At 65.4% G+C, this 26,586-nt stretch carries 24 protein-coding genes; 13 read left to right on the forward strand and 11 right to left on the reverse strand.

Going from position 1 to position 26,586, the window contains the following annotated elements:
• Positions 1-36: 36 nt before the first annotated feature.
• Positions 37-1,107, forward strand: coding sequence for a LacI family DNA-binding transcriptional regulator (locus B9Y86_RS04890; protein ID WP_139824731.1), 1,071 nt, complete (start codon positions 37-39; stop codon positions 1,105-1,107).
• On the opposite strand, the gene B9Y86_RS04895 is transcribed toward B9Y86_RS04890, so the two are convergent.
• The 9 genes from B9Y86_RS04895 to B9Y86_RS04935 form a co-directional block, all read right to left on the reverse strand.
• Positions 1,104-2,156, reverse strand: coding sequence for a family 43 glycosylhydrolase (locus B9Y86_RS04895; RefSeq protein ID WP_085483429.1), 1,053 nt, complete (start codon positions 2,154-2,156; stop codon positions 1,104-1,106). The two genes, B9Y86_RS04890 and B9Y86_RS04895, sit on opposite strands and share 4 nt — an antisense overlap.
• A complete protein-coding gene (locus tag B9Y86_RS04900; RefSeq protein ID WP_085483432.1) occupies positions 2,153-4,756 on the reverse strand; it encodes a family 78 glycoside hydrolase catalytic domain in 2,604 nt (867 codons plus the stop codon). Before B9Y86_RS04900 ends, B9Y86_RS04895 begins: the two co-directional genes overlap by 4 nt.
• Entirely contained in the window at positions 4,753-5,619 is an 867-nt protein-coding gene (locus B9Y86_RS04905) for a carbohydrate ABC transporter permease (protein WP_085483434.1), read from the reverse strand. Before B9Y86_RS04905 ends, B9Y86_RS04900 begins: the two co-directional genes overlap by 4 nt.
• Positions 5,616-6,506: a carbohydrate ABC transporter permease gene (locus B9Y86_RS04910; protein WP_085483436.1), complete on the reverse strand. Its 891-nt coding sequence runs from the start codon at positions 6,504-6,506 to the stop codon at positions 5,616-5,618. Before B9Y86_RS04910 ends, B9Y86_RS04905 begins: the two co-directional genes overlap by 4 nt.
• Positions 6,507-6,583: 77 nt before the next feature.
• Entirely contained in the window at positions 6,584-7,882 is a 1,299-nt protein-coding gene (locus B9Y86_RS04915; RefSeq protein ID WP_085483438.1) for an ABC transporter substrate-binding protein, read from the reverse strand.
• 197 nt (positions 7,883-8,079) lie between these two features.
• Complete coding sequence (locus tag B9Y86_RS04920) at positions 8,080-8,661, reverse strand: DinB family protein (RefSeq protein WP_085483440.1); 582 nt, start codon at positions 8,659-8,661, stop codon at positions 8,080-8,082.
• 32 nt (positions 8,662-8,693) lie between these two features.
• Positions 8,694-9,335, reverse strand: a complete 642-nt coding sequence (locus tag B9Y86_RS04925) for a DUF6226 family protein (protein ID WP_280522294.1) — start codon at positions 9,333-9,335, stop codon at positions 8,694-8,696.
• The gene (locus tag B9Y86_RS04930) at positions 9,332-10,399 is read right to left on the reverse strand and encodes an enoyl-CoA hydratase/isomerase family protein (RefSeq protein ID WP_085483444.1); all 1,068 of its coding nucleotides are present in this window, start codon (positions 10,397-10,399) and stop codon (positions 9,332-9,334) included. Before B9Y86_RS04930 ends, B9Y86_RS04925 begins: the two co-directional genes overlap by 4 nt.
• Positions 10,396-12,153: an AMP-binding protein gene (locus tag B9Y86_RS04935; protein ID WP_085483446.1), complete on the reverse strand. Its 1,758-nt coding sequence runs from the start codon at positions 12,151-12,153 to the stop codon at positions 10,396-10,398. The genes B9Y86_RS04930 and B9Y86_RS04935 overlap by 4 nt, the downstream gene beginning before the upstream one ends.
• 151 nt (positions 12,154-12,304) lie before the next feature.
• Here B9Y86_RS04935 and B9Y86_RS04940 point away from each other — a divergent pair, with 151 nt between their 5' ends.
• From B9Y86_RS04940 to B9Y86_RS04960, 5 genes are all read left to right on the forward strand, one after another.
• Entirely contained in the window at positions 12,305-13,084 is a 780-nt protein-coding gene (locus B9Y86_RS04940) for an SDR family NAD(P)-dependent oxidoreductase (RefSeq protein WP_085483448.1), read from the forward strand.
• Between the two features lie 92 nt (positions 13,085-13,176).
• On the forward strand, positions 13,177-13,716 hold the full coding sequence (locus B9Y86_RS04945; protein ID WP_085483450.1) for a GNAT family N-acetyltransferase: 540 nt from the start codon (positions 13,177-13,179) through the stop codon (positions 13,714-13,716).
• Positions 13,717-13,796: 80 nt separating this feature from the next.
• Entirely contained in the window at positions 13,797-15,101 is a 1,305-nt protein-coding gene (locus B9Y86_RS04950) for an MFS transporter (RefSeq protein WP_176223258.1), read from the forward strand.
• 111 nt (positions 15,102-15,212) lie between these two features.
• A complete protein-coding gene (locus B9Y86_RS17900) occupies positions 15,213-15,680 on the forward strand; it encodes a GNAT family N-acetyltransferase (protein WP_139824732.1) in 468 nt (155 codons plus the stop codon).
• A 243-nt stretch (positions 15,681-15,923) separates the two neighbouring features.
• Positions 15,924-17,222 carry a nucleotide disphospho-sugar-binding domain-containing protein gene (locus B9Y86_RS04960; protein WP_085483831.1) on the forward strand — a complete coding sequence of 433 codons (1,299 nt, stop codon included), beginning with the start codon at positions 15,924-15,926 and terminating at the stop codon, positions 17,220-17,222.
• A gap of 90 nt (positions 17,223-17,312) precedes the next feature.
• On the opposite strand, the gene B9Y86_RS04965 is transcribed toward B9Y86_RS04960, so the two are convergent.
• A complete protein-coding gene (locus B9Y86_RS04965) occupies positions 17,313-18,386 on the reverse strand; it encodes a LacI family DNA-binding transcriptional regulator (protein ID WP_085483456.1) in 1,074 nt (357 codons plus the stop codon).
• Positions 18,387-18,488: 102 nt separating this feature from the next.
• Between B9Y86_RS04965 and B9Y86_RS04970 the strand changes: the two genes are divergently transcribed.
• The 7 genes from B9Y86_RS04970 to B9Y86_RS05000 are packed head-to-tail and all read left to right on the forward strand — an operon-like array spanning position 18,489 to position 25,887.
• Positions 18,489-19,700, forward strand: coding sequence for an extracellular solute-binding protein (locus B9Y86_RS04970; protein ID WP_244894634.1), 1,212 nt, complete (start codon positions 18,489-18,491; stop codon positions 19,698-19,700).
• Positions 19,697-20,647 carry an ABC transporter permease gene (locus tag B9Y86_RS04975; protein ID WP_085483458.1) on the forward strand — a complete coding sequence of 317 codons (951 nt, stop codon included), beginning with the start codon at positions 19,697-19,699 and terminating at the stop codon, positions 20,645-20,647. Before B9Y86_RS04970 ends, B9Y86_RS04975 begins: the two co-directional genes overlap by 4 nt.
• Positions 20,647-21,462 (forward strand): ABC transporter permease, encoded by an 816-nt coding sequence (locus B9Y86_RS04980; RefSeq protein WP_085483460.1) that lies wholly within the window; start codon positions 20,647-20,649, stop codon positions 21,460-21,462. The genes B9Y86_RS04975 and B9Y86_RS04980 overlap by 1 nt, the downstream gene beginning before the upstream one ends.
• Positions 21,463-21,470: 8 nt before the next feature.
• A complete protein-coding gene (locus B9Y86_RS04985) occupies positions 21,471-22,616 on the forward strand; it encodes an ABC transporter ATP-binding protein (RefSeq protein ID WP_085483462.1) in 1,146 nt (381 codons plus the stop codon).
• Positions 22,613-24,136, forward strand: a complete 1,524-nt coding sequence (locus B9Y86_RS04990) for an inositol monophosphatase family protein (protein WP_085483464.1) — start codon at positions 22,613-22,615, stop codon at positions 24,134-24,136. Before B9Y86_RS04985 ends, B9Y86_RS04990 begins: the two co-directional genes overlap by 4 nt.
• 36 nt (positions 24,137-24,172) lie before the next feature.
• On the forward strand, positions 24,173-25,288 hold the full coding sequence (locus B9Y86_RS04995) for an acetylxylan esterase (protein ID WP_085483466.1): 1,116 nt from the start codon (positions 24,173-24,175) through the stop codon (positions 25,286-25,288).
• Positions 25,252-25,887, forward strand: coding sequence for a LysE family translocator (locus tag B9Y86_RS05000; RefSeq protein WP_085483468.1), 636 nt, complete (start codon positions 25,252-25,254; stop codon positions 25,885-25,887). The genes B9Y86_RS04995 and B9Y86_RS05000 overlap by 37 nt, the downstream gene beginning before the upstream one ends.
• Before the next feature lie 107 nt (positions 25,888-25,994).
• On the opposite strand, the gene epsC is transcribed toward B9Y86_RS05000, so the two are convergent.
• Positions 25,995-26,585 (reverse strand): serine O-acetyltransferase EpsC, encoded by a 591-nt coding sequence (gene epsC, locus B9Y86_RS05005; RefSeq protein ID WP_085483470.1) that lies wholly within the window; start codon positions 26,583-26,585, stop codon positions 25,995-25,997.
• Position 26,586: the final 1 nt, after the last annotated feature.

Below are 26,586 nucleotides of genomic sequence, written 5' to 3' on the forward strand. Positions count from 1 at the left end.
TGTGGAGAAAGATCCCCGCCCGGTAGGAGTACAACAGTGGTAAAGACGGCATTAGCCCCGACGGCCAGCGGCAAGAACGGCTCCGTCACGATGCTTGACGTCGCCCACCACGCTGGCGTGGCGATCGGAACCGTATCGAACGTGCTCAACCACCCCGAGGGTGTGACGCCGTCGATCCGAGACCGCGTCATCGCATCCATCGATGAACTCGGCTTTGTACGCAACCGCACCGCCAGCAAGCTCGCGGCAGGTGTCAGCAACACGGTCGGCGTGGTTCTGGCCGACCTCGACAACTCCTACTTCACAGACATGGTCAGGGGCGCCGAACGGTCGGCATCCGAGGTCGGCAAGTTCGTGGTCACCGGCAACTCGGACATCGACATGTCGAAGCAGCGCTCCTACCTGAACTACTTCGATGAAGAGCAGGTGTCGGGAATTCTGGTTGCGCCCCTGGGCGGAGTGATGCCCCCGACGGATCGACATCTCGCCGGGCGACGCCCACTGGTCATTCTCGACGCAGCTCGCCAGCAGCATGATCACTGCGCAGTGAGCACCAACAACGTGGCGGCCGGATGGATGGCCGCGGAGCACCTGCTCGGTCTCGGTCGGCGCCGTTTGATCTTCGCGGGTGGGCCGGTATCCCGGTCTCGAGCCCTCGCCGATCGCCTTCAGGGGGCGAGAGACGCCGTAGATCAGGTCGCGGGGGCGACGCTCGAGCACATCTCAACCGATGAGATTCAGATCGAAGACGGTCGCCATGTGGGGGCTCTGCTCACCGAGCGAACCACCGACACGCTGCCCGACGGAATCGTTGCCGCCGCAGATCTGCTCGCGCTGGGTATCGTGCAAGTCCTGACATCGTCATCGCCGTATCGATTTCCCGACGACATAGCGCTGGTCGCGTGTGATGACAACCGTTCGGCTTATGACAGCACCGTTCCTATCTCGACCGTAGATCTGCCCGGGCTGGAGATGGGCTCGACCGGCATGCGTCTGCTTCTCGAGGAGTTGACCGACGGCAATGCCCACGAGCATCAGCACGTTACGCTCGACCCCACACTCACCGCTCGCGAGAGCACCCTCGGACGCAGCCGGTCAGAAGCCTAGGCATCCTCGTAGTCGTCGGGGCTCCATGAGTCGTGCCACTCGATGACGGGAATGTCTCCGTCGAATCGGATGGGAAGCCACACGTAGTCGGCGATCGACGAGTCGACGTGCGCAAACTCCTCCATGGGCTCGTCGCCGTCTCGGCCCGGAGCGAAGTGCGCTTCGAACTCCTGGAACGCTCGAGCCCCGTCGTCGAGATAACCCGGAAGCCAACGGTCGCCGAGCGCGATGTACAGCTCCCGCTTGCCCGGGTGTTTGAAGATCGACGAGAGTTGAGAGTGAAACGATGTGCGCGAGGCGTCTGTCGGATGCGGATCGCCCAGGATCGTATAGGGCCCGTGGTAGCTGGCCGCGACTGCCGATTCCGAGGGGTTCGGATAGTACCCGGTGGTTCCCGAGGTGATCAGATAGTGCTTGCGATTGCGGGCGAAGTAGGCCGGAGCCTCTCGCACATAGGGAGGCTGCGGCTGCGGGAAGTGCGTGGAGTAGTAACCGGTCACGTTCGTGTAGTCGTCGGTCAGGTCGGCGACGATCAGCTCCGAGTGCACGCGCTCGAAGTAGTAGTACGCCTTGCCGTCGTGGGGGTCCACGACCAGATCGAAGTCGCCGGCGCTCATCCCGAGCGGTCTCAGCCATTTCGTGACCGTCGTGTATGGGCCGAGCACGTCGTCAGCCACCAGCACGGTGGACCGCTGGACAGATCCCTTGCTCATCACTTTGAGCCAGCACACGTACTTGCGGGTGCGGGCGTTGTAGATGATGTGCGGTCGGTCCATACCGGCGGTCGGGTGCAGCGGCGACTCTTCGTCGTGGGGCTCCGGGGGGATGATCAGCCCCCGGTCTGTCCAGTTGACCAGGTCGGTCGAGGAGTAACAGCGCACGCCCCAGTGCCAGATTCCACTGCCCGGCGTCGATCGTTCCTTGTTCTCGCCGTACCAGTAGAAGGTGTCGTCGACGGCGATGATGGAGCCTCCGTGCGCCTGAATGCGGTTGCCCTCAGTGTCATTCCATACGCGGCCAGGGTAGATGAGGTTCTGCTGCTCGGTCATGTGATCTTTCTGAGTTCGGCGATGCGGATGCGTGAAGAAAGCTCGTAGGTGCCCGCACCGAGTTGCCGCCGCTCGGCCTCGCCGGGCAACTCGACCTCAGCTGTCACGCCGAAGGGAATCGTCGCGGTGAGGTGAAACCATTCCTTTTCGAGTCGCCAGGAGACCTCGATGCTGCCGTATGGACTGTCGAAGCGGGTAGCGGCGGCGCGGACGGTTCCGCCCGGCTTGGGGGCGATGCGTACACGTCGGTAGCCAGGTTCGAGCGGTGCCAGACCGGCGACCGTTCGATGCATGAAGTCGACGACCGCGCCCAACGCGTAGTGGTTGAACGACGTCATGTCGCCCGGATTGACGCGGCCGTCGGGCAGCATGCTGTCCCAGCGTTCCCAGATGGTCGTCGCTCCCATAGTGATCGGGTACAGCCACGACGGGCACTCGGTCTGCTGAAGCAGTGCGTAGGCGGATTCGACATGCCCCGTTTCGGCGAGAGCACCGCAGATGATCGGTGTTCCGACAAAGCCCGTCTGGATGCGATAGCCACCCTCGGCCACAAGTTCGGCGAGGCGCGTTCCGGCCTCCAATCGCTGCGCGTCGTTTTCGAAGAGATGGAAGGCGAGGGCGAGGGCGAGCGAGGTGGGAGACTCACCCTTCATGCGGCCCGAAGACAGAACCCATTCTCGGCGAAAGGCAGAGAGAGTGCGGTCGGCCAGATCGGTATAGGCGATAGTCGCTCTGCTGTCTCCCAGGAGTACTGCAACATCGGCGACGATACGGGCCGATCGCACAAGGTACGCCGTGGTTACGAGGTATCGATCCGTTCGGGCGGCCCCCGGGTCTTCGGGTGGCGCGATCGGATCGAGCCAGTCGCCGAGCGCGAAGCCCGAGCGAATCACGCCGTCGTCATCGGCCCGCGCCGCGAGGTGGTCGACCCAGCCCCGCATACTCGCGAACTGCTGCGACAGTATCCCGACGTCGCCCAGCTGCTCCCACATGACCCAGGGCACGATCGCGGATGCGTCACCCCAGACGGCAGAGGACGCCTCGGGGAATCCACAGGGAACCCATGGAACGAAGTTGGGCACCGCGCCGCCTGCATGCTGCTCGGCGGCGACGTCACGGAGCCAGCTGTCGAGCACCGCGGCGCTTCGATAAAGATACGACGCAGCGGGTGCGAACACCTGGATATCGCCGGTCCAGCCCATGCGCTCGTCACGTTGAGGACAGTCTGTGGGCAGATCGACGAAGTTGTCGCGCATGCTCCAGACCGTGTTGTCGTGCAGTTTCTGCAGCATCGGATCGTCGACCGTGAACCAGCCGGTGCGCTCCATATCGGTATGCAGCACCACGGCCTTCACAGATTCCGGCGCAAGAGTCGCGGAAGGCCAGCCCTCGAGCTCCGCGTAGCGGAATCCGTGGATCGTGAAGCGGGGCTGCCACTCCTCATCGCCCTCACCTCGGAAGGTATAACTGTCGATCGAGGTGGCCCGACGAAGCGTGCGCACCGCGAGCTCGTCGTTTTCGAGCACCTCCGCGTGGTGCAGTCGAAGCACATGGCCCGCGTCGCCCGCCGCCCGGAACGACAATCGACCAGAGATGTTCTGTCCGAAATCGAGCCGGATGCGCCCATTCGGCCTGTATTCGACAGCGACAGGCGACAGCGTCTCGATCTGCCGCACGGGCTCGGCCACGGCGTGTTCTATGCGCGCAGAGACGCTGGCCAGCTCCCGCAGTTCCGGGCGCACCCAACGCGAGTCGTCACATCCAGCACGCGCCCAACCGGGTTCGTGCAACCTCGCGTCGAACTCCTCGCCCTCGTAGAGACCTGCCGATGTCGTGGGTCCTCTAGACGCGCGCCAGGACTCGGCAAGGTCGACGATCCGGCTCACGCCGTCCTCGCCAGTCAGCTCGAGTTGTGCGGCGACGCCGATATGAGGGCCGTAGAGGTCCCAGACCCCTCCATCGAAGCCTATGTTTCCGCGGAACCAACCGTCGGCAAGTTCAATACCGATCGCATTCGCGCCGGTCGTCAGCAGCGGGGTGACATCGTATGCCTGAGCCCGCAGGCGGTGGTCGTAGCTTGTCCAGCCAGGGGCGAGTTCATCGTCTCCGACTCGCAGGCCATTGATCTCGGATCGATAGATGCCCTGCGCCGTCATGTAAAGCCGGGCGCGCACCGGCGTGACCTCGACCTCGAACTCGGCGCGCAGCATCCATGCCGGCCTCGGGCCCGTGTGAGGCGCGGATGCCGATGGCACGACGAGAGGAACGGTCCAGTCCTCGCGCTGGAGAAGGCCGACCTCGAGCCGGAGCGGCTCGCTCCAGCCCCCGATCGTGCCGTCGGTCAAGCCGGCGCGCGCTCGAACCTCGACCATCTCGCGCGAGGCGAGAGGGGCGAACGGCCACGCCACGAGAACCTGCTCCGCTCCCTCGACCCGAGCCGTCTGCGTATGACCGTCGAGCGTGGTCTTCTCGAACTCGGTCCAGAGCAGCTGGCCCTCAGAAGGTGAATCCACCCACCACGACAGGCGAGGCGTAGACGTGCCCAGGCCGTAGGCCTCTCGGCGGTGCTCAGCTCGCAGCCGGGTTATCAGGGCGCTCATCCTTTCACCGATCCAGCCGTCAGGCCCTTCATGACCTTCTGGTTGAGGAAGAGGTAGAGCACGAGCGTGCCAACGACATTGACCGCAATGCCAGCGAACATCGGACCATAATCGACGGCTCCGTACTGACCCGTGAAGTTGAGAAGGCCCGCCTGAATCGTGCGCAGGTCCTGGCTGTTGGTGAAGGTGAGTGCGATCAACAGGTCGTTCCAGATGAAGAAGAACTGCACGAGGGCGACCGTGAAAAGTGCATTGCGCACGAGCGGCATACCGACCGACCAGAAGATCCGATAGATGTTCGCGCCGTCTAGCGTGGCGGCCTCGAAGATCTCTCGCGGAACAGCCCGGAAGAAGGTGGCCATCATGAACACGGTGAGAGGCAGGCCTGTGGCCGTGTAGGTGATGATCAGAGGCCAGAGCGTGCCTGTGAGATGCAGCTTGAAGTAGATCGTGAAGAGCGGCAACAGGATCATCTGCAACGGGATCATCACACCGGCGAGGAAGACGAGAAGAACGGCCCCACGGCCTTTCCACACCATGACCTCGAGGGCGAATCCCGCAGCCGTTCCAAGGAAGAGAATGAGAAACATCGAGGGGAAAACCGCGATCACGCTGTTGAGGATGTACTTGCCGAGCCCACCCCCCACGAACGCCTCGGTGTAGTTGTCGAGGCTCCAATTGCGAGGCAGTGACCAGAACGGCTCGCTGAGGAATTCATCCTGTTGCTTGAACGAGCCGAGCAACAGCCAGATCAGCGGGTAGGCGACTATGGCGAGCAGAATGGCGACGCCGATGAAGACCGGCAGGCGTCGTACGAAAGTGCGGACACGACGGTGGAACGGCGTTACGGCGAGAGTGGTCATTTGTCGTTCCTCGTGAGGTCACGGCGCGACGCGCGAAAGATGAAGATCGTCACCAGCAGGCACATCACCGTGAGCATCAGCGCCACTGTGCTGCCGTAGCCGTATTGGCCGAAGCTGAACGAGGTCTGGAACATGTAGACGGTCAATGGAGTAGTCGACGTTCCCGGTCCGCCGTTGGTGAGGGCGACCACAGAGTCGAAGACCTTGAGCGTTCCATTGATGCTGAAGATGGTGGCCGACAGAAGAACAGGCAGCGACAACGGAAGAATGATGTGCCGAACCAGGCGCCAGCCCGCCGCCCCATCGATCCTCGCGGACTCGATGATGTCTTCGGGGATCTCGACGACACCGGCGTAGAGGAGGACTGCATAGAACCCCATGGACCGCCAGAGATCCATCATGAGGATGACCCAGAACGAGGCATCCGGCTGGCCGAACCAGTCGAATGTGTTGAGCCCGACGAACTGCATGATGGAGTTGATCGGCCCCTCGGTCGGAGCCGCTTCGAAGAAGCGACGGAACAGCAACGCCACAGCAACGGTAGGAAGAATCACCGGGAAGAAGACCAGCGTTCGCACAAGCGACGATGCCTTCTTCAGGTAGAAGACGTACAGCAGGGCGAGGGCGTAGCCGACGACCACCTGCAGCACGGTGAGGATGAGTGCGTACCGGAGAGTGAAACCGACCGCTTCGAGGGCAGTGGGATCGTTGAAGAAGCGAACGAAGTTGTCGATGCCGACGAACTCGAACCCGCTGACCGCGTTGCCCTCGTAGACGGTGTAGACGAGTGACCACACGATGGGCACGAGCATCACCAGCGAGTACACGAGCAGGGCGGGGCCGAGAAGCACGAGAACGGCACGTGGGTTGCCGAGGAGTCTTTCCATGGGTGTGCCTTTATTTCGTCGCTACGAGCGCGGAGCCACAAGCGGCTCCGCCCTCGCAGCGGATGAATGAGAGAGGGTTACTTGTTCGCGTCCTGCACGAGCTTCATAAATGCATCTCCCGTGAGCGTGCCGGCCGCGAGCCCACCACCGTTCTTCTGACTGACCGCGGTCGCCTCAGGGCTGAAGGCAGCCTCGAACCAGAGCACGCTGCTGGGAGCGGCGGCGATGATGTCCTGCACCTCCTTGGTGAGGGCGGGCTGGTCGGCCGGCGGGTTGTTCACCACGAAGCCTGTGACCTGGCCGAACTCATTCAGGGCGACATCGCCATAATTGGCTGTCACGCAGTCGAGCCACTGGGCAACATTGTCGTCGTATCCCTTCGCGGTGAACATGACGGGGATTCCGACGTTCGCGGGAACCTGGTCGATGGTGCCCTTGCCGCCTTCGACCGTCGGGAATGGAGCGAAGCCGATGTTGTCGACTCCGATTTTGTTCTGCTCTTCGTCGTTGAACGCGGACAGAGCCCAGCTGCCCATGTAGAAGAAGGCGCCGCCGCCCGTGAGGAACTGGTTGAGAGCAGTGTTGTAGTCGATCGACCCTGCGGCCGGACCGAAATACCCGGCGGTTCCCAGCTCAGCCACGGCGTCTGCAGCGGCGACGTACTCGGGGTCGGTGAGTGACGCATCCCCGTCGGCCACCTTCTGGAGCGCGTCGGGACCTAGGTCGCGCGCGATGTAGTCACCTACCAGGCGGGTGATTGGCCAACCGTCTTTACCGGCGGCGATGAAAGGCTGCACGTCGTTGGCCTGGAGCGTGGCCGCCGCATCGACGAGGTCGTTCCACGTGGCCGGAGCCTCGATGCCGTTGTCGGCAAGGATCTGCTTGTTGTACCAGAATCCCTCGATGTTGAACTCGGTCGGCAGCGCATACAGATCGCCGCCACCGTAGAGCGCCTTGATCGTCGACTCGGCAGCCGGCAGCACACGGCCCTCGAGGCCCTCTTTTTCGAAAGTCTCTGAGAGGTTGAGCACCTTTCCGGAGTCGATGAACTCCTGCATGAGGGAGGGTGTTCCACCCGCCATGCTCATGTCGGAGAGGGCGTCCTGGCCTGCGAGCAGCTGAAGCTGCTGGTCCCACGTCGTGCCGTCGATCGCGTCGGCCTTCAGCGGCGCTGCCTTCTCTGCTGCGGCGCACTTGTCCTTAGCCAGAATGTCGAGGGTGCCCGAGATAGCCGTGTTCTGAGTCTGGCCCAGGTAGGTGAATTCTTTCGTGCTCGACGCTCCGCCTCCAGAGCAACCTGTCAGCGCGATAACGCCCACGCCCACGGCAGCAACGATGGATAGGTTTCGCTGGCGATGCCCGCGTGCTGTGATCATTGTTTCCTCCTTGAAACGAGCGCATGAAGCGCTTCATGTGATGAGCAGAAGGCTGGTGAAGCGCTTCATATGAAGAGTGTGGACGGCAATGAAGCGGTTGTCAACCAAAAACGGTCGACCGGCTCGACCAGGGGACTGCGCGAACTCGGCTCGAGGCTCAAGCGTTCATACGGCGGAGCCTTATCGCTCGATCGAAGCTACGGCACCCAGAATCCGATCGCACACAGCAGCCGCGTCTCGTCGTCGGCGTCTGCCGGCGGCTCGATCGCGGGAGGAAAGACCCCGAAGCTGCGCCATTCGTCTGCGTGGGGAACGACCCACTCGTTCAACCCGTCGATGAGCTCGGGCGAGAGATGGAAAGGGATTCCGAGGTGCTTCGCGATCATCCACGCCTGGGTCGCGCGATACATGGCGAGATGCGAGAGCCCCTCGTCGGCCGGGTAGTCGCCGTACTGAAAACGGAACGTCGAGCCGAAGTCGACACCACCCTGCACGGCTGCCGTAGCCACGTCGTTCAGTGCGTCGTAGGCGGCGATCGGGTCATCGCCGAGCAGGTCTTTGTCTCGCAGCTCGTCGCCGTCGGCGATCGACTTGCCTGCCAGCACGCCCGGGACCCAGGCTTCGTCGTAGGCGTGCGACTTGAGGATGTCGAGAACGGTGGGATTCTCGACGGACGACCAGGACGCGGGAACGGGCTTGTCGAAGTCGCCCGGCTGCACTCGATCGATGACGCTGCGAAGGGCCGCGTCAGACAGGAGAAAAAAGGTATCGGCTTTCATAGCCGAAGTGTAGGTACAACCTCCGACGCTGACTAGGCCCCGCGGAGAGGCCACGCACTCCATTGGCCAGATGCAGGCAGGATGCCGCGCGCCGCTTCTACTCGTTCCACCGGCACCTCGCCTAGCCGGCGACGAGCGGACTCCATTCCAGCGTCGTTCTGGAGCCTGTATTCGAACCAGCCATCCGGTTCGGCGTCGATCCGCTCGGAGCCTCCCCCGTTCACAACGACCTGGGCCGTCCACTCGAGTTGGTCGACGAGCCACAGCACGTCGTCGTCGCACGCATCGCAGCCGCACGCGGGAAAAGTCGAGTCGAAGAGCGCCCCCATATGAAGCACGACACCGGGGAACGACGTGAACGCGAAGGTCAGCGGAGCCGCTAGGGGATCACGGGGCGTGATCCGAACAGCTGTCTCCAGATCGTGGATCCACCGCTCGAAATCGGCGGCGACTGTCTCGTTTCGTTCCACGGCGACATCGAACGTCACGATCAGCCAGTCGATCAGTGCGCGAGCAACAGTTTGAAGCGGCTCGAATCGATCGAGATTGGCTGTGCGCGAATAGGCATCCTCGGGCGGTGACATGCCTCTCCATCGAGATCCATACGGGATCGGCCTCCCCGTCTCGTCGAGATACACCTTCACCGGCAGCGTGGGCCGCTCGTACCCGATCATTCCGCAACGGCCGCCTGCGGGAAAGGTGCGGCAACGCCATCCGTCGCCTGGAAGAACGACGCGACCGTCGCCGACGACACCTCTTCGATAGTGGTCGGCGCCCAGTGAGGGGTGCGGTCCTTGTCGATGACCTGGGCACGCACTCCCTCGCGAAAGTCGGGGTGGGCCAGCGCGTGCGCCATGATCCGCAGCTCCTGGTTGAGGCAGGCCTCGAGGCTGGGCAGTTCACGAGCGCGGCGCAACGAGTCGAGAGTGACGGCCACTGCCGTGGGCGACTTGGTTCTGATGAGTGCGGCCGTTTCCGTCGCCGCAGAGACGCCCGACGCCGCCAGGGCCTCCAGAATCTCGTCGACAGAGTCGTGCGCGAATGCCGGCTCGATCCACGTCGCGTCAGAGATCGAGGCACCGGATGCGCCCGCGCCGCGAGGCGGCTCGGCAGACACGGCGGCCACGGCCTCGTCGGCCGGCAGCTCCTCGAGCGACGCCACGAGAGACGCAATTCGATCGGAAGGCACGAACGTATCCGCGAGCCCCAGCTCGATCGCGTCGGCCGCTGACGCGGTGCGCGCGGTGAGGGCCAGGTAGGTGCCCAGCTCGCGGGGCGCGCGGCTCAGCAGCCAGCTGCCGCCGACATCCGGCGTGAGGCCGATGCTCACCTCGGGCATGCCGAGCGCAGAGTCGTCGGTGACCACCCGATGCGAGGCGTGGCCGGAGAGGCCGATGCCGCCGCCCAGCACAAAGCCGTTCATGACCGCGACGAACGGTTTCGGGTAACGGGCGATCATGTTGTTGACCAGGTACTCGTCGCGCAGGAACCCGACCGCGCTCGCCACATCGTCGGCCGCAACGCGACCGTGAAGCTGGGTCACGTCGCCACCCGCGCACAGCCCACGGGTTCCGTTTCCGGTGAGCAGAACCGTGCTGATCGAGTCATCGACCGCCCATGTCGTGAGGGCATCACCGATAGCCGTGACCATCTCATGCGTCAACGCGTTGATCGCACGCGGGCGATTCAGTGTGATGTGCGCGAGCCGGCCACGAACCTCGAGGAGCACGTCACTCACGACGCCACCCCTCCCGTGTTGCCCACAGCCTTCAGCTCCGGAAACTGATCGTCGCGCCACTCCACCGCAACCACGACACCCTCGGCCACCCGCTCCTCGCGCTCGCGCAGCTCGACCCGGCGGATCTTGCCCGAGATCGTCTTGGGCAGCTCGAAGAACTCGATGCGGCGAACCCTCTGGAACGGGGCCAACCGCTCACGCGCGAATTTCAGGATGTCGCGGGCCGTCGCATCCGTCGGCTCGAAGCCGGCCGCGAGCACGACGTAAGCCTTCGGAACCGCGAGCCGCAGGGCATCCGGAGCCGGCACGATGGCCGCCTCGACCACCGACGGATGCTCGATGAGCACGCTCTCGAGCTCGAACGGGCTGATCTTGTAATCGGATGCCTTGAACACGTCGTCGGTTCGGCCCACGTAGGTGAGATAGCCGGCGGCGTCGCGCGTGGCCACGTCTCCGGTGTGGAAGTAGCCGTCGTGCTCGCTCTCGGCGTTCTTCGCGGGGTCGCCCACGTAGCCGGTCATGAGGTTCACCGGCCGCGAGCGCACGTCGACGCAGATCTCGCCCTCGTTGGCCTCGAGACCGGTCAGCGGGTCGACGAGAACGATCGGGCAGCCCGGAAGCGGTCGGCCCATCGAGCCGTCCTTGATGTCGGAGCCGGGGGTGTTGGCCACGACCGCCGTCATCTCGGTCTGGCCGTAGCCGTCGCGAATCGTGAGGCCCCAATGCTCTCGCACCCGCGAGATCACCTCGGGATTCAGGGGCTCACCCGCCGAGATCGCCTCGCGCAGATCGCCCGCGCCTTTGCTCAGGTCGGTTTGGATCAGCATGCGCCATACCGTGGGCGGCGCGCAGAACGAGGTGACCTTCTCTTCGCGAATGCGGTCGACGAGGGCCACCGCGTCGAACCGCGCGTAGTTGTAGACGAAGATCGTGGCTTCGGCGATCCACGGCGCGAAGAAGCAGCTCCACGCGTGCTTGGCCCAGCCGGGCGAGCTGATCGCAAGGTGCACGTCGCCCGGGCGCAGTCCGAGCCAGTACATGGTCGAGAGGTGCCCCACCGGGTACGAGACATGACTGTGCTCGACGAGCTTCGGGCGGCTCGTCGTGCCCGAGGTGAAGTACAGCAGCAGGGCGTCGCTCGATGCGTTGCCCGGGTGCGGCAGGGGGCCGAGGTTCGGGTTGGTTGAGTCGGTCGGCTCGCTCGCGAAGGCGTCGTCGAAGGTCAGCCAACCGGATGCCGCTGGCGCGTCCGCCGCTGTGCCCACCCGAATGCGCGTGTACTCGCCCGGCACGGCATCGAACTTGCCGGCGTCCGCGGCATCCACGATCACGTGACGCACGCGCCCGCGCTCGACGCGGTCGATGAGGTCGGCCGGGCCCATGGCAGTTGTCGTCGGCAGAATCACCGCCCCGAGCTTCATGATGGCGAGCATCGCCTCCCAGAGCTCCACCTGGTTGCCCAGCATCAGCATCACGGTGTCGCCCTTTGTGACACCGCGAGCGCTGAGCCAGTGACCGAGCAGATCGGAGCGGGTGGCGAGCTCGTCGAAGGTGCGCGTGGTGCGGCGTCCGTCTTCCTCCACGATCACGAGGGCTTCAGCGTCGTTGTCCCTGGCGATATGATCGAACCAGTCGATCGCCCAGTTGAAGTGGGGACCGACATCCGGCCAGACGAAGTCGCGGCGGGCGGTGTCGTAGTCGTTGCGCAGGGCGACGAGCTGGTCACGGGCTGCGCGGAAAACGTCGGTGGTCATCCCTCGACTCTATGCCGACCAGAAGCGAGCCAAGGGATGTCTGTACCCACACACCCTCGTCGGAAATCCCACGGCGTTTCGGGCATGTTCTCCGACAGCGACAGCACCCGCCTTCCGATTTGCTCCTGAACGGTTGCTTTAGAGTCGGCATATGACGGTTGACTCCCATTTGCGACAGCTGTTCTCTCTTGAGGGGCGCACCGCGATTGTTACCGGGGGCAGCTCTGGAATCGGTTTCGCCATTGCGAAGAGCCTTGCGTTAGCAGGAGCCGCGACCGTAGTGGTGGCGCGAGACAAAAACCGACTCGATCAGGCCGTCGCCGACATCCGCGAACACGGCGCACGAATAGAAGCGGTGGTTGGGGATCTCAGCAGCCGGCGAGGAATTCATCAGTCCGCAGAGGACGCGGTTGCGCTGGTGGGCGAGCCGGACATTCTGGTCAACTCGGCGGGCATCAACCTCCGGCCCACGATGAACGACCTCACCGAAGAGGTGTGGAACGCAACCATGACCGTCAATCTCGAGGCGCCCTACCTCCTCGGCCAGCGGTTCGCCCCGGGAATGGCGGAGCGAGGCTTCGGCCGACTGATCTCGATAAGTTCTCAGCAGGCTCATCGTGCATTCGTGCAGAGCGGCGCGTATGGAGTATCCAAGGCCGGGTTAGAAGCGTTGGCTCGTTCCCAGGCAGAAGCCTGGTCTCCCCACGGTGTCACCAGCAACGTGCTGATTCCCGGGTTCGTCCTCACCCCTCTGAACGACAGGATCGCCTCGCAACCCGAGCGGGTAGCTCAACTCGCCGCTCGGACCATGGTCGGACGCAACGGACTAGCCGAGGACTTTGCTGGGGCTGCCCTCTTCCTTGCTAGCTCCTCATCGGCATACATCACCGGACAGGGACTCGCGGTCGACGGCGGTTTCTCCGTTCACTAGGAAACCCAATACTCCTGCCCCTAAGACGCTTGATCTCTCCGCTCTTGCGTTGTGCACGACGCCCCCTCCCATCTCTCTGTCAGAATCTGCGCATGAACCGCGACGATACATCCTCAGAAGCGGCAGCTATCGAGACCGAGCGCCTGCTGCTGAGACAGTGGCGTCCTGGCGACGCCGCGCTCCATCATCAGCTGTGGTCCGAGCGCGATCCTCGCGTTCCTGCGCACCGTCGCCTCAATCAAAGTGGCCATCCAAGCATCGCTGAGATGGAGATATGGATACTCAGCGACGATCAGGTGCCGGCGCCCGGTCTGCTCGTCGTGCAGCGCAGAGGTTCCGGCACTGGTCTCGGGTACTGCGGACTCATCGAGAACAGCACCGGAAACACCGAGGAACCCGAGCTTGCGTTCGAATTCTTGCAGGAGTTCTGGAACCGTGGTTACGCAACCGAATCGGGTGCCGCAGTCATCGATCGGGCACGAACGCTCGGCTATCCGGGACTCGCGTCGACCGTCCGTGCTTGGAACACGGCGTCACTGCGAGTCCTGGAAAAACTGGGGTTCGTCAACACAGGTGTGCATGAGCACGACGAAATGCACGGCGATTCGCTCCTGCTACGAAAAAGTCTCTGACCAAGGAATATTGGGCCTGACGCCTAATGCAGGTATGTTCGTTGTCCCGGGCAAGTGGTGCGGGCGAGCGGAGTTTCACTGTGTCTCGCAGCAGTGCTCGGATCGCGCCCCTCGCCGCGGTCTTCGCGATCAATGGGGCCGTGTACGGCAGTCTCCTCCCGCGCTATCCCCAACTAGCCGACCAGGTGGGTGCATCCGCCGGTGAGTTCGGTGTGGCACTCGCGGGCATCGGTTTGGGCGGAGTAACCGGCGCTCTCGTGGCCACACGGGTGATACGACTCGTGGGCGGACCTGTGCCGGCTCTCTTCGCTACGGGAACCGCCTTTCTCCTCGCTGCAATCGCCGTGGCCTCGGCACCGTCTCTCGGCTTGCTGACCTTGGCATTCACCGCCCTCGGCCTCTTCGACGGCTTCGTGGATACCGCCATGAATCAGGCCGGCGGGGCGATGCGAGCTCGCCTTGGCGCATCCGTTATGGGGCGTCTGCACGCCACCTTGGCAGCAGCAACCGTGGCCGCTACGGCCCTCGGCGCTGCTACGGCAGACGTCGTTCCCCTGCAACTTCACCTAGCCGTCGTCGCGACTCTGCTCTTCGTACTGCTGCTCACATCCCTTCGCGCGCTGCGCACCGAGTTGCCCAGTCGTGCCGCGGATGCTCCTGGCGACGATCGAGACGTCCACGCAAGGAGTCGAACTCGTCCGCGGCGACGTACGCTCTGGTGGGCAGTCGTCGTCGGCGCGGGCCTCGCCGCCGTTCTCGTTGAGCTTCCCGCGCAGGAGTGGTCTGCACTTCTTCTCTCGAGAGAGCTGTCGGCGACCTCCTTCGTCGCTGGCCTCGGTCCGCTCGTCGCGGTCGCCGGCGTACTCGTCGGACGGCTGAGTCTTGACCACGCGGTCAACGCCTTCGGGTGGCGCATCGTCATCAGGGCCGCCGGCATCGTCACGAGCGTGGGCCTCGTAGCGGGTCTCGGCGTGAGCGCGGCCACTGAGACCGTGCTGCCCCTGCTTGTCGGCCTCGGGGTATCGGCTGTCGGAGCGGGCGTGGCTGTTCCTCTGCTCTTCGACCGCAGCACTCACCTCGCCGTGCGCGTAGGTCTCGCCCCAGAATCGGGACCTGGATTGGTGTCCGGAACATTCCGCATCGGCGTGCTCGTCTCGCCTCTTCTCATCGGAGGGGTCGCCGAGATCGCGGGCCTCTTCGTCGCCCTCGCCCTCGCCGCCGTTGCGGGCGCCGTCTCGCTTCCCACAGGCACTGAGGTGCGGGAAATGGCCGCTTCCAATCGAATCGAAGCGGCCGTTTTCCGCACCTCAGTGACACGCGGCAAGGTACGCCAGCATTCGGAACAAGATTGGTCGCGAGCAGGTCGACAGCCGCGACGCCGTTAGCGCAGAGCCAACGGCCGAGCTGATCGGAGCGAGTGGCGAGCTCCTAGAAGGTGCGCGTCGCGCGGCGCCCCTCAGCGTGCACTGACGACAGGCACAACTAATGTGTTCCACATGGTTGTGACCCGTCCTGCGAGCGCCGACGATTACGCGCGTCTCGTGCAATGGGTGCCCGACGCCGCCGCGCTTTACCTATTCGCCGGTCCGAGCCTTGTTTGGCCGCCCACCGTCGCACAATTCGAGCAACTCGCTACGAGACCAGGTCTAAGCGCCTGGGTGTTAGATGATGACCAACATCAGGCCGCGTGGGGACATTTCGACCTGACGACGCAAGGCCGTTCCGCTCGCTTGGGAAGAGTGATCATCGATCCGCGATACCGCGGACGAGGCCTCGGACACAGTCTCACCCGGGCGTCAATCGAGAGGGCTCGTGTTCTCGACATGAGCGAAGTCCGTCTAGCGGTCGTGACAGACAACGAACCGGCAGTGAGGGCCTACCGGCGAGCTGGGTTCGAAGAAGTCGTGGATCCCGAACGTCCCCAGTTCACAGCGATGGCCTATCAAATCTCCGATCACCCGTAAGACGGTCAACCACTGGAACAGCCGTGCACCGCGGTCGAGGAGGCGGCTCGGTAACTGAGGACAATCGCCCCAGCACGCATCCGGGATCCGCGTCCTTCCGGGGTGATTTCGGCCTGCCGATCACCAATGTCCTCAGTTACGAGCCGCTCGTCGGGGCACAGGCGAATGGACGCTTTGCGAGATAGCTGGGAGTTCCCGGCGTTCTCAGCTTCATCCCGGGGATACCGTCTCTACCATCGGCTCGTGCCCGCCTACCTTCTGTGCTCTCCGCCGATCTATGGTCATCTTTCGCCCGTCATCGACATCGGTCGGGGGCTCATGGAACGGGGCGCCGACATCACCGTTCTCACCGGCCGCAAGTATGAGGATCTCGTGGCGCGGTCGGGCCTCTCGTTTGCCCCACTTCCTGCCGAGGTCGACTACGACGATGACGATCTGGATGCCTGGCTCCCGGGCCGCGACAAGATGCGCGGCTTGGCGGCGGTGCGATACGGGATGATCGGTATGTTCGCCCGGGTGATTCCGGGGCAGTGGCGGGCCGTCGAATCACTCCTGGAGTCGGGGTCGTTCGATGCGATCATCGGTGAAGCCTCGTTCACCGGCCTCGCTCCCTATCTGGCGCGGGCGCCCAAAGACCGACTGCCGGTGGTCGGGGTGTCGGCTGTTCCGGTGATCATGGCGAGCGTCGACGCTGCGCCGTTCGGCACGGCACTGCAGCCGGGAACATCCGGTCTAGCCCGTGCGCGCAACAGCGCGCTCAACGCCTTCCTCCTGCGGGGCCCGTTCAGACCAGTCGAGCTCGCCGTGAAAGAAGCGATGGCCGAGGTGGGCGTGCCTCCATCCGGTGTCACCTTCTTCGACTTCGCCTACCGGTCATTCGATCTCCTGTTCCAGCTCAGCGTCGAGAGCATGGAGTATCCGCGGCGCGAGCTGCCCAGCACCGTCCGCTTCGTCGGGCCGCTGCGGCATGGTCGGCGACACGCATCCGGCCGGCCCGACTGGTGGGGCGATCTGCATGCCGGTCGGCCCGTCGTGCATGTGTCGCAAGGCACCATCGACAACGTCGACCTCGGGCGCCTGATCGTGCCGACCCTTCGCGCTCTCGCGAACGAGGACGTGCTTGTGGTGGTGACAACCGGAGGGCGCCCGATCGCCGAGGTGTCGGCAGCCATGGGAGGCGACATCCCATCCAATGCCCGCATCGCGGAGTTCGTGCCCTACGACGAGCTTCTTCCACTCTGCGACGTCTTCGTCACCAATGGAGGATTCGGCGGCGTGCAACGGGCGCTCGCAGCGGGCGTTCCCCTCGTCGTGGCCGGGTCGACCGAAGAGAAGCCGGAGGTGGCGGCGCGTGTGCAGTGGGCAGGATGCGGCATCAACCTTCGCACCGGGTCTCCTCGGCCCGATCGAGTGCGCGACGCGGTGCGACAGGTGCTGCACGACACGAGCTACCGTGCGGTCAGCGAGGTGCTCCGCGACGAGATCAGAGCCCTGCCAGACCCGATCGACGTCATCTCAGATGCCCTGGCCCGCACGCACTGAGGTGCGGGAAATGGTCGCTTCCGATCGAATCTAAGCGGCCATTTTCCGCACTTCAGTGATCTCGATATGGTCGCTGGGCGACCTACTCGATCAGCGCGGCGGGCCCGACGTGTCGCCCTCGCGGAACGCCACCGGCAGCACGATGCTCGACGGAGCTCCGCCCGCCAATAACTCCCCCACCATGCGGCCCGCCTGCAGTCCGCGTTCGTGCAGGGGCTGCTCCACCGTCGTGAGGCGGCGACCTAGAAGCGGAAGATCCGCCCCGTCGAATCCGGTCACCGTGAGGTCACGCGGAACCTCGATTCCTCGCGCCGCAGCCGCTCGCAGCGCTCCGACAGCGAGCATGTCGTTCTGCGCGAGGATCGCAGTCGGACGCACAGCTTGGTCGAGCAGGCGCCCCGCCGCGATCTCTCCGGAGTCGAGTTCGCGACCGCCCGCCTCGACGCGCACAGCGTCAGGGAACACGGATGCCACTGCCCTCAATCGCTCCCGGATCGTGCGGTTGCTGATCGAATCGAGATCTGCATCGATCGCTTCGAACGGACCGGGCGGACCGTTCGCGTCGATTCGGGTGGACCGCATCACCACCCCGACTCGGCGGTGGCCGAGATCTCGCACGTGGCGCGCCAACACGGCCATCCCGCTGGCGTCGTCGATGTCGACCAGGGTGACGCCCTCTTCGTGCGGACCCTCGACCCCGACCATGGCAAGACGCCGTGCGCGCATGCTCGGCAGTATCCCGTCGAACTCCTCGCCGCGGGTGAGAAACACGACAGCGTCGACAGGCATGCCGTCGAGTAGCCGGGCCGAACGGTCGCCCGACTCCGATCGATGCGACAGAAGGAGTTGGCCCACGTCGATGTCGTCGAGCGCCTCACTGAGCCCCGCCATCGTGGCCATCGCCACGGGATTCTGGAAGGCCCGGCGCACGGTTCCCGCGATGATGATGCCCACGATGCCCGACCGGCCGCTCTTCAGCGAGCGGGCCGTCGGGTTCGGCCCCGCGTAGCCGATCTCGGCGGCGGCAGCCAGGATGCGCGCCCTCGTACGCTCGGTGATGGAGCCCGTGCGACGGTACGCCAGCGATGCGGTGGAGGTCGAGACCTTCGCGAGCGCAGCGACATCGGCGAGGGTCACTGAGGTGCGCGCTGGGGTCGTGGTCATGCTTTTCACCATATCCACGCGCAGCTTCTTCCCAGGGCGAGTTAGGCACGATGTCCCCCAATCGCAACGTTGCGTTAACCATCGCAGCCCACTATCGAAACGATGCGATTCGCATCCACACCCGACCCGAATGGACGAACAACCGTGATGCCCCGTCGTTGTCTTCTTACCCTCTCCGCCGCTGCAGCGGTCGCGCTCGCGCTGGCCGGCTGCGCCCCCACCGCCAGCACCGACGTCGCCGCCGCCACCAACCACGCCGTGACCGACGCCTCCGGCACCGCGACCGTCTTCATCTCCGGCGACACCAACGTGCAGAGCCTCTGGACCGATGCCATCATCCCCGCCTTCGAGAAGGCGAACCCCGGCGCATCCGTCACGACGACCCTCGACCTGCACGGCGAGCACGACGCGCAGACCATGGCCAAGCTCACCAGCTCCGTGCAGGCCAAGGAAGACCCCGGATTCGACCTCATCGACTCGGGCTTCATCCAGGCAGCAGGAAAGGCCGGGCTGCTCGAAGACGTCTCGGCCGACAACATCCCCAACCTCGCCACGGTGCCCGACACCACGGTGAAGGCCGGCGCCGGATTCGGAATCCCTTACCGCGCCTCCTCCGTACTGCTGGCGTACGACTCCGACAAGGTGAAGACGCCGCCGACCACTCTCGACGAGTTGCTGAAGTGGATCACCGCGAACCCGGGCCAGTTCACCTACAACTCGCCCTCCACCGGCGGCTCCGGAGCAGCCTTCGTGACGACCGTCCTCGACAAGTACGTCTCCGACAAGTCGCGCACCGCCATGACCACGGGCTACGACCAGTCGCTCGAGGGTGAATGGGACAAGGGCTTCGACGAGCTCAAGAGCCTTGGTTCGTCGATGTATCAGCAGGGCGTCTACCCCAACGGCAACAACCAGGTGCTCGAACTGCTCGGCACCGGTGCGATCGAGATGGCTCCTGTCTGGAGCGACCAGGTCATCACCGCTCAGAAGACCGGCACACTGCCCTCGAACATCAAGTACGCGCAGATCTCGAACCCCTCGTTCACCGGCAGCGCCTCGTACCTCGGCATCCCTAAGACGGCGGCACACAAAGACGTCGCGCAGAAGCTGTCCGACTACGTGCTCTCCTCCGAGGGTCAGGCGCTGATCGCCTCCACGATCGCCGGCTACCCGGTGATCTCGCTCGACAACGTTCCCGCCGACCTCAAGGACAAGTTCGCCTCGGCCGACCCCTCGACGCTGCGCCCGACCTACTACAGCCAGATGGCATCCGACATGAACAACCTCTGGGACGCGAAGGTTCCCGGACAGTGACCGACATCCGATCGGGGCGTCGCGCCCCGGTCGGTGCCCGGCGGCGGGTCTCCCCTGAGGCCCGCCGCTCCGGCATCGGCCTCGCCATGGCGCTGCCGCCCGTGGTGCTGCTCGCACTCTTCGTGGGCGTTCCCGTGGTTCTCGCCATCGGCTTCAGCCTCGGCCACACGGGTGGCCTCAACTCGACGATCGCGTCGATCGGACTGAACACCCGCGAGGCGACCAGCTGGTGGGGAACAGCCCAGGCCTACGTCGACGTCTTCACCGACCCGCGCTTCACCCGCGACCTCGGCGTGACGATCGGCGTGACCGTGGTCTCGACGCTCATCGTGCTGGCGCTGGCCTTGGGTATCGCCCTCAACCTGCGCCTGCGCGGCGGACGACTCGCGAGTGTCTTCGCCGGCCTGGCGGTGGTGCCCCTCTTCATCCCCGTGGTGATCGCGTCGTGGGCCATCCTGACCTTCTACTCGGGCGACGGATTCGTGCGCACGGTCTTCGCCCTCGTGGGTCTGACCGGACCGACCTGGGGGTACACGACCGTGGCCGTGGTCATCGGCTCGGTGTGGACGAGCCTGCCGTTCGCCACGCTCATGGCCATCTCGGGGGTGCAGTCGATTCCCGACGCCATGATCGAGGCCGCTAAGGATGCCGGTGCCTCGTCGTTCTCGATCGTCACGCGGATTCTCGTTCCCCTCAGCGCGATCCCCCTCGTGATCGCCGCCACCTTCACCGCCATCGGAGTGCTCGGCTCGTTCACCGTTCCGTACTTCACCGGCCCGAACGCGCCGAGCATGCTCGGCGTCGACATCTCGAAGTACTTCCAGGCGTTCAACCATCCGCAGCAGGCGATCGTGATGGCCGTCGTGGTCTTCGTGCTCGCATCCGGAATCGCGTTCTTCTACGTGTGGGCGAACTTCCGATCGGCAAAGAAAGAAGGTCGGGTCTGATGCGCACACGCATGCTCTCTCGCGGCGTCGTCACGGGTGCCCTGTTCGTCGTGGTGGCCGTGTTCATCCTGGGCCCGCTGCTGTGGCTCGCGGCGCACGCCTTCGCCACCTCGTGGGACTACCCCAGCCTGCTTCCCGCCGGGCTCACGTTGGACTGGTGGGCGGTGGTCTTCAACGACGCCGAGCTCGGCGCCGCCGTGCGCAACTCGCTCTACTTCGCGCCGCTGACCGTGCTGGTCTCGGCGGTCGTGTGCCTGCCGGCGGCCTACGCCTTCTCGCGCTTCGAGTTCCCCGGTCGACGCATCTTCTTGGTCGGCCTGTTCGCCACGAACGCGTTTCCCAAGATGGGACTCTTCGTCTCGATGGCCTCGCTGTTCTACGGTCTGCACCTCATGAACACGATCGCCGGCGTCGTGATCGTGCAGCTCGTGGGCACCGTGGTCTTCATGACCTGGATCCCTGCGGCGGCCTTCAGCTCGGTGCCGCGCGCGCTCGAAGAGGCGGCCCGCGACGCCGGGGCCGGGCGCATCCGCACCTTCGTGCGCGTGACCCTGCCGCTCGCCCTGCCCGGCATCCTCGTGGCCATTCTCATGTCGTTTCTCGCAGCCTTCGATGAGGCCCAGGGCACCTATCTCGTAGGGGCGCCGGTCTACATGACCATGCCCACCGAGATGTACTCGCTCGTTCTGAACTACCCCAAACAGGTCGCCGCGGTCTTCGCGATCCTGCTCTCCGTTCCCTCCGTCGCCCTTCTGCTCTTCGCCCGCCGTTTCATCATGGGCGGGCGTCTGGCCGAGGGCTTCCAGATTCGTTAGGCACCACCATGACAACACCCACCAAGACCGACGCCAGATCGGGACTCACGGTCACCGCGCTCACGAAGGTGCTGAGCAACCGCACGATCGTCGAGAACTTCGAGCTCGACGTGGCCGCGGGCGAGCTCGTCGCCCTGCTCGGCCCCTCTGGATGCGGCAAGACCACGACGCTGCGCATGATGGCCGGCTTTCTGCAGCCCGACACCGGCTCGGTCAGCATCGGCGGCATCGACGTCACCGACAAGGGGCCAGACAAGAGGCCAAGCGCCATGGTCTTTCAGAACTACGCGCTCTGGCCGCACCTCACGGTATTCAAGAACGTGGCGTTTCCCCTCTCTATCAAGCGCGTTCCCCGCGCCGAGATCACCGAGCGGGTGATGGCGGCCCTCGAAACGGTGAACCTCGCCCACCACGCCCACTCCCGCCCCGCACACATCTCGGGAGGCGAGCAGCAGCGCGCCGCTCTCGCACGCGCGATCGTGCAGCGCCCCGACCTGCTGCTGCTCGACGAGCCCCTGTCGAACCTCGACGCCAAGCTCCGAGTCAAGGTACGCGAGGAGATCCGCGACATTCAGCAGCGCCTCGGCATCACCACCGTCATGGTCACGCACGACCAAGACGAAGCGATGGCCATCTCCGACCGCGTCGCCGTGATGAACGCCGGGCGCATCGAGCAGGTGTCGACGCCGACCGAGCTCTACGCCAACCCGCGCACCCTGTTCGTGGCCTCGTTCATCGGCAGCATGAATGTGCTGCCCGCGCCGACCCTGTTCGAGAGCGCGAGCTTGAGCCACGTGCCGAACGCTGCGCCGGATGCCGCGGCCGACACGTCGAGTTCCGGCACGTCGACAGACGACCCGCCCGCCGAGGCCTGGGCCGTGCGCCCCGAAGACGTGCTCTTCGAACCAGGTTCGGGCGCGCGCCGTGCCGGCGCAACACCCGTCGAGGTACGTCGGGTGCTTCCCCATGGACACTTCTCCGAGCTCGTCCTCAACGCGGGCGGCGCCGAGGTGCGCTCGGTCGCGGGAGGAGTTCCTCCCGCTGTGGGTGACCACGGAACGGTGACTCTGAACAACGTGCGGCACTACGTCGACGGCGTGCTCGTCGACGGCCGCGCCCGCACGGCGCGTGTGCTGGCAGGGGTGAAGGCGTGACCGCGATCGTCGCCCACCGCGGCGATTCCTCGGTTCACCGCGAGAACACCCTCGAGGCGATCCGCTCTGCGATCGCGGCCGGCGCCGACACCATCGAGATCGACGTGCGGCTTACGGGCGACGGGGAGGTCGTGCTGCTGCACGACGCCACCCTGCAGCGGCTCTGGGGCGTCGACGAACACCTCGCCAACCTGACCCTGGCCGAGGTCGAGAAGCTGGGCGGGGGCGAGCTGCGCATCCCGTTGCTGCGCGATGTGCTGAACCTGATGCACGACGCCGCCCCCCTCCTGCTCATCGACATGGACTCCCCAGAACCCGCAGCCGCCGCACACCGCGTCGTCGCGGCATCCGGATCGTCGGTAAGAGTTGCCTGGTGCGGCCACATCGAGGCGATGAGAGTGATCCGTCGACGCGACGCGGCAGCCGAGATCTGGATGCCGTGGGCCGAGGCGAGTGCGCCCAACGCCCTGGATCTCGCCGAGCTGCGGCCCGCCGTCGTGAACCTGCCCCACGTCTTCGTGGGGCGCGAACTCGTCGCGGCCATCCATTCGCTCGGCGTGCGCGTCTCGTGCTGGACAGTGGACGACGCCGAGCAGATGGCGTGGCTCCTCGCCATCGGAGTCGATTCGATCACGAGCAACCGGCTCGCCCTCGCGATGTGTCTTCGCGACAACGACGGGGCGGCGACCGTGCAGATGATTCCTCGCGCCCGGCTCATTGCCCGCGAACTTGCGAGCTGGGCCGTCGAATACGTTCGCAAGCACCACGTCACCTCTGTGTCGACCAAGGCCAACCCCGCCGACCATGTCACCGAGATCGACCTCGCCATCGAGCGCGTCGTGCGCGGGGTCATCGGCGCCCAGTTCGCCGACCACTGCTTCGTCGGCGAGGAGTTCGGCGGCGAGGCACAAGCGGACAGGCCGTGCTGGTACCTCGACCCCGTCGACGGCACAGCCAACCTCGCCAACGGCATGCCGTGGACGAGCTTCTCGCTCGCCCTGGTCATCAACGGCGCACCGGTCGTCGGCGTCGTCGCCGATCCCTGGCGCGGTGTGATCGTCGAAGCCGAGGCCGGCGGCGGCGCCTGGTCCAACGGCATCCGCCTGTGCCTCGACAAGGCGGATGCCGAGGCTGTGTCGGCGCCCGCGATCGGCCCGGCTCCCGATCCCCTACGCGGCGCGATGGTCAGCACCGAACTCGCGGCGCACGCGGCGTGGCCGGGAATGATTCCGATGCTCGAGGCGCTGTCGCAGCGCTACTGCACGATGCGCATCATGGGATCGGGCACGCTGACCGTCGCCGGCATCGCTCTCGGCCATGGCGTCGGCGCGGTCATCGGCCGCTTCGGGCCTGTCGACCACCTTGCCGCCGTGCTCATCGTGCGTGAAGCGGGCGGCGTCGTGCTCGACGAGAACGGCGACGACACGCTGTTCCCTGCCAGCGGCGGCGTGCTCGCGGCGGCGAACCGTCAGACAGCCGAGCAGCTTCATACGCTGTGGAGAGAGGCCGTTGCTCGGTAAAGTTCGATGCAGCCGTCACCCGCACAAAGGAGTTCCATGCTGATCGAAGCCGACCTCGACGCCGTTCGTCGCCACGAGATCGCGAGCCGGGAGCCCGCCGACTTCGACGCCTATTGGCGGGCAACGTTGGCAGACGTGAGCGACGTTCCCCTCGACGTGCGGGTCGAGCGGGTCGAGAGCGTGCTCAGTGTCATCGACGTGTTCGATGTCACCTTCCGCGGCGCCGACGGCACCGATGTGAGGGCGTGGCTGCGTGTGCCTGCCGGCACCACGGGCGCCCTGCCCACGGTGGTCACCTATGTCGGCTACGGCGGCGGGCGGGGCAAGCCCGAGGAGTCGCTCACCTGGGCGGCGTCCGGCTTCGCGCATCTGCACATGGATACGCGCGGCCAGGGCGCCTCATGGAGCGTCGGCGACACACCGGATGTCGGCCCCGGCGGCCCGCAGATTCCCGGGGTGATGACCAAGGGCATCCAGAGCCGCGACGACTACTACTACCGCCGGCTGTTCATCGATGCGGTGCGCGCCGTCGACGCGGCCAAGCAGCTACCGCAGGTAGACGCGACGCGCATCGCCGTCGCCGGCGGAAGCCAGGGCGGTGGCCTTGCGCTTGCGGTGGCCGGGCTGCGTGACGACCTCGCCGCGGTCGTGGCGTTCGTGCCGTTTCTCTGCGACTTCGGGCGGGCCACACTGATCACCGATGCGTATCCGTACCACGAGATCATCGACTACCTGCGGATCCATCGCGACCAGGCGGCATCCGTCTACGAGGTGCTCGGCAACTTCGACGCCGTGAACCACGCGCGTCGGGCCACGGCGCCGGCGCACTTCTCGGTCGCGTTGATGGATGCGACGTGCCCGGCCTCCACTGTCTACGCCGCGTTCAACGCGTACGCCGCAGAGAAGGAGATCACCGAGTGGGCGTTCAACGGCCACGAGGGCGGCGGCATCGAAGACGAGACGCAGGCGATCGCGTTCCTGAAGAGGCACCTCGGGGAGCAGCGAGGTCTCGATACGGCCGCTTCGCGGCCTACTCGACCAGCGCGGATCTGCGCCGGTCGAGTAGCCGCGCGAGGAACGAGCCGGCGTATCGAGACCACCACTACTATCGGCTCATGGTGCCCTTCGAGAACCTCGCTGCATTCGCTCTAGCCGCTCTCGCCCTCGCGGCGCTTCCCGGGCCGAGTGTGCTGTTCATCATCGGCCGCTCGTTGTCGCTCGGCCGCGCCGCCGGTCTGCTCAGCGTCGTGGGCAACGCGAGCGGAATGGCGCTGCAGGTGATCGCGGTCGCCGCCGGGATCGGCGCGCTCGTGGCCTCGAGCATCGTGGCTTTCACGATCATCAAGTTCGCGGGCGCCGCCTACCTCGTCTACCTCGGAGTGCAGGCCATCCGGCATCGAAACCGGGCATCGGATGACGCGGCACGCCCCGCCCCACGCACGCTCTGGCGCGTCTACGGCGAGGCAGCGATCGTGGGGGTCTCGAACCCGAAGTCGATCGTGTTCTTCGTGGCGATTCTGCCCCAGTTCGTCGAGCGCAGTAGTGGGTCGGTTCCACTGCAGCTGGCAGAGCTCGGCCTCATCTTCTTGCTTTTCGCCGTGTTCTTCGACAGCATCTGGGCGCTCACGGCCGGCTCCGCGCGGCGCTGGTTCGCGACCTCGCCCAAGCGCATGGCGAACCTCGGAGCCACTGGCGGAGTGCTCATGATCGGACTCGGCGGCGGGCTCGCGCTCACCGGCAACAAGAGCTGACTGGTCTCGATACGGCCGCGGGCGGCCTACTCGACCAACGCAGCCCTGCGCTGGTCGAGTAGCCGCGCGAGGAACGAGCCGGCGTATCGAGACCGAGACGCCGCTGCTCAGATGTAGATGGCGGGGTCTGTGTAGAAGGCCTCGGCCGTCGGCTCCGCGGAGTGTGCCCGCGGGCGGGCCACTGCCGGGATGCCCGTGATCACCGAATACGGCGGCGCATCGTTCACCACCACGGCCTGGGCTCCGACCACGGAGTGCGCTCCGATCACCAGCGGCCCGAGGAGCACGGCTCCGGCGCCCACGGTCACGTCGTTACCGAGAGTCGGATGCCGCTTCTCGCGCGCCGTGCTTCTGCCGCCGAGCGTGACCCCGTGATACAGCATCACATCGTCGCCGATCTCGGCCGTCTCGCCGATCACGACTCCCATGCCGTGGTCGATGAAGAAGCGTCGCCCGATCGATGCTCCGGGGTGGATCTCCACACCGGTCAGAAAACGCACGTACTGCGAGACGAGCCGTGCGGGCAGACGCAGCCCGCGCATCCAGAGTCTGTGTGCGAGGCGATAGCCCCATACCGCGTGCAGCCCCGAGTAGCTGAGCAGCACCTCGAGCCTCGAACGTGACGCCGGGTCGCGGCGTCTGGCCGTAGCGATGTCTTCGCGGGCGCGCGCAAACGCGGCCGAGCCTCGGGCGCTCACG

The sequence above is a fragment of the Agreia pratensis genome (assembly GCF_900177685.1).
GTDB classification, from domain to species: Bacteria; Actinomycetota; Actinomycetes; order Actinomycetales; family Microbacteriaceae; genus Agreia; species Agreia pratensis.

Bases quoted from the DNA above. Each gene is read 5' to 3' on its own strand.
- B9Y86_RS04895 (WP_085483429.1), bottom strand. From the start codon at position 2,156: ATGACCGAGCAGCAGAACCTCATCTACCCTGGCCGCGTATGGAATGAC.
- B9Y86_RS04900 (WP_085483432.1), bottom strand. From the start codon at position 4,756: ATGAGCGCCCTGATAACCCGGCTGCGAGCTGAGCACCGCCGAGAGGCC.
- B9Y86_RS04905 (WP_085483434.1), bottom strand. From the start codon at position 5,619: ATGACCACTCTCGCCGTAACGCCGTTCCACCGTCGTGTCCGCACTTTC.
- B9Y86_RS04910 (WP_085483436.1), bottom strand. From the start codon at position 6,506: ATGGAAAGACTCCTCGGCAACCCACGTGCCGTTCTCGTGCTTCTCGGC.
- B9Y86_RS04915 (WP_085483438.1), bottom strand. From the start codon at position 7,882: ATGATCACAGCACGCGGGCATCGCCAGCGAAACCTATCCATCGTTGCT.
- B9Y86_RS04920 (WP_085483440.1), bottom strand. From the start codon at position 8,661: ATGAAAGCCGATACCTTTTTTCTCCTGTCTGACGCGGCCCTTCGCAGC.
- B9Y86_RS04925 (WP_280522294.1), bottom strand. From the start codon at position 9,335: ATGATCGGGTACGAGCGGCCCACGCTGCCGGTGAAGGTGTATCTCGAC.
- B9Y86_RS04935 (WP_085483446.1), bottom strand. From the start codon at position 12,153: ATGACCACCGACGTTTTCCGCGCAGCCCGTGACCAGCTCGTCGCCCTG.
- B9Y86_RS04940 (WP_085483448.1), top strand. From the start codon at position 12,305: ATGACGGTTGACTCCCATTTGCGACAGCTGTTCTCTCTTGAGGGGCGC.
- B9Y86_RS04945 (WP_085483450.1), top strand. From the start codon at position 13,177: ATGAACCGCGACGATACATCCTCAGAAGCGGCAGCTATCGAGACCGAG.
- B9Y86_RS17900 (WP_139824732.1), top strand. From the start codon at position 15,213: ATGGTTGTGACCCGTCCTGCGAGCGCCGACGATTACGCGCGTCTCGTG.
- B9Y86_RS04965 (WP_085483456.1), bottom strand. From the start codon at position 18,386: ATGACCACGACCCCAGCGCGCACCTCAGTGACCCTCGCCGATGTCGCT.
- B9Y86_RS04970 (WP_244894634.1), top strand. From the start codon at position 18,489: ATGCGATTCGCATCCACACCCGACCCGAATGGACGAACAACCGTGATG.
- B9Y86_RS04980 (WP_085483460.1), top strand. From the start codon at position 20,647: ATGCGCACACGCATGCTCTCTCGCGGCGTCGTCACGGGTGCCCTGTTC.
- B9Y86_RS04985 (WP_085483462.1), top strand. From the start codon at position 21,471: ATGACAACACCCACCAAGACCGACGCCAGATCGGGACTCACGGTCACC.
- B9Y86_RS04995 (WP_085483466.1), top strand. From the start codon at position 24,173: ATGCTGATCGAAGCCGACCTCGACGCCGTTCGTCGCCACGAGATCGCG.
- B9Y86_RS05000 (WP_085483468.1), top strand. From the start codon at position 25,252: ATGGTGCCCTTCGAGAACCTCGCTGCATTCGCTCTAGCCGCTCTCGCC.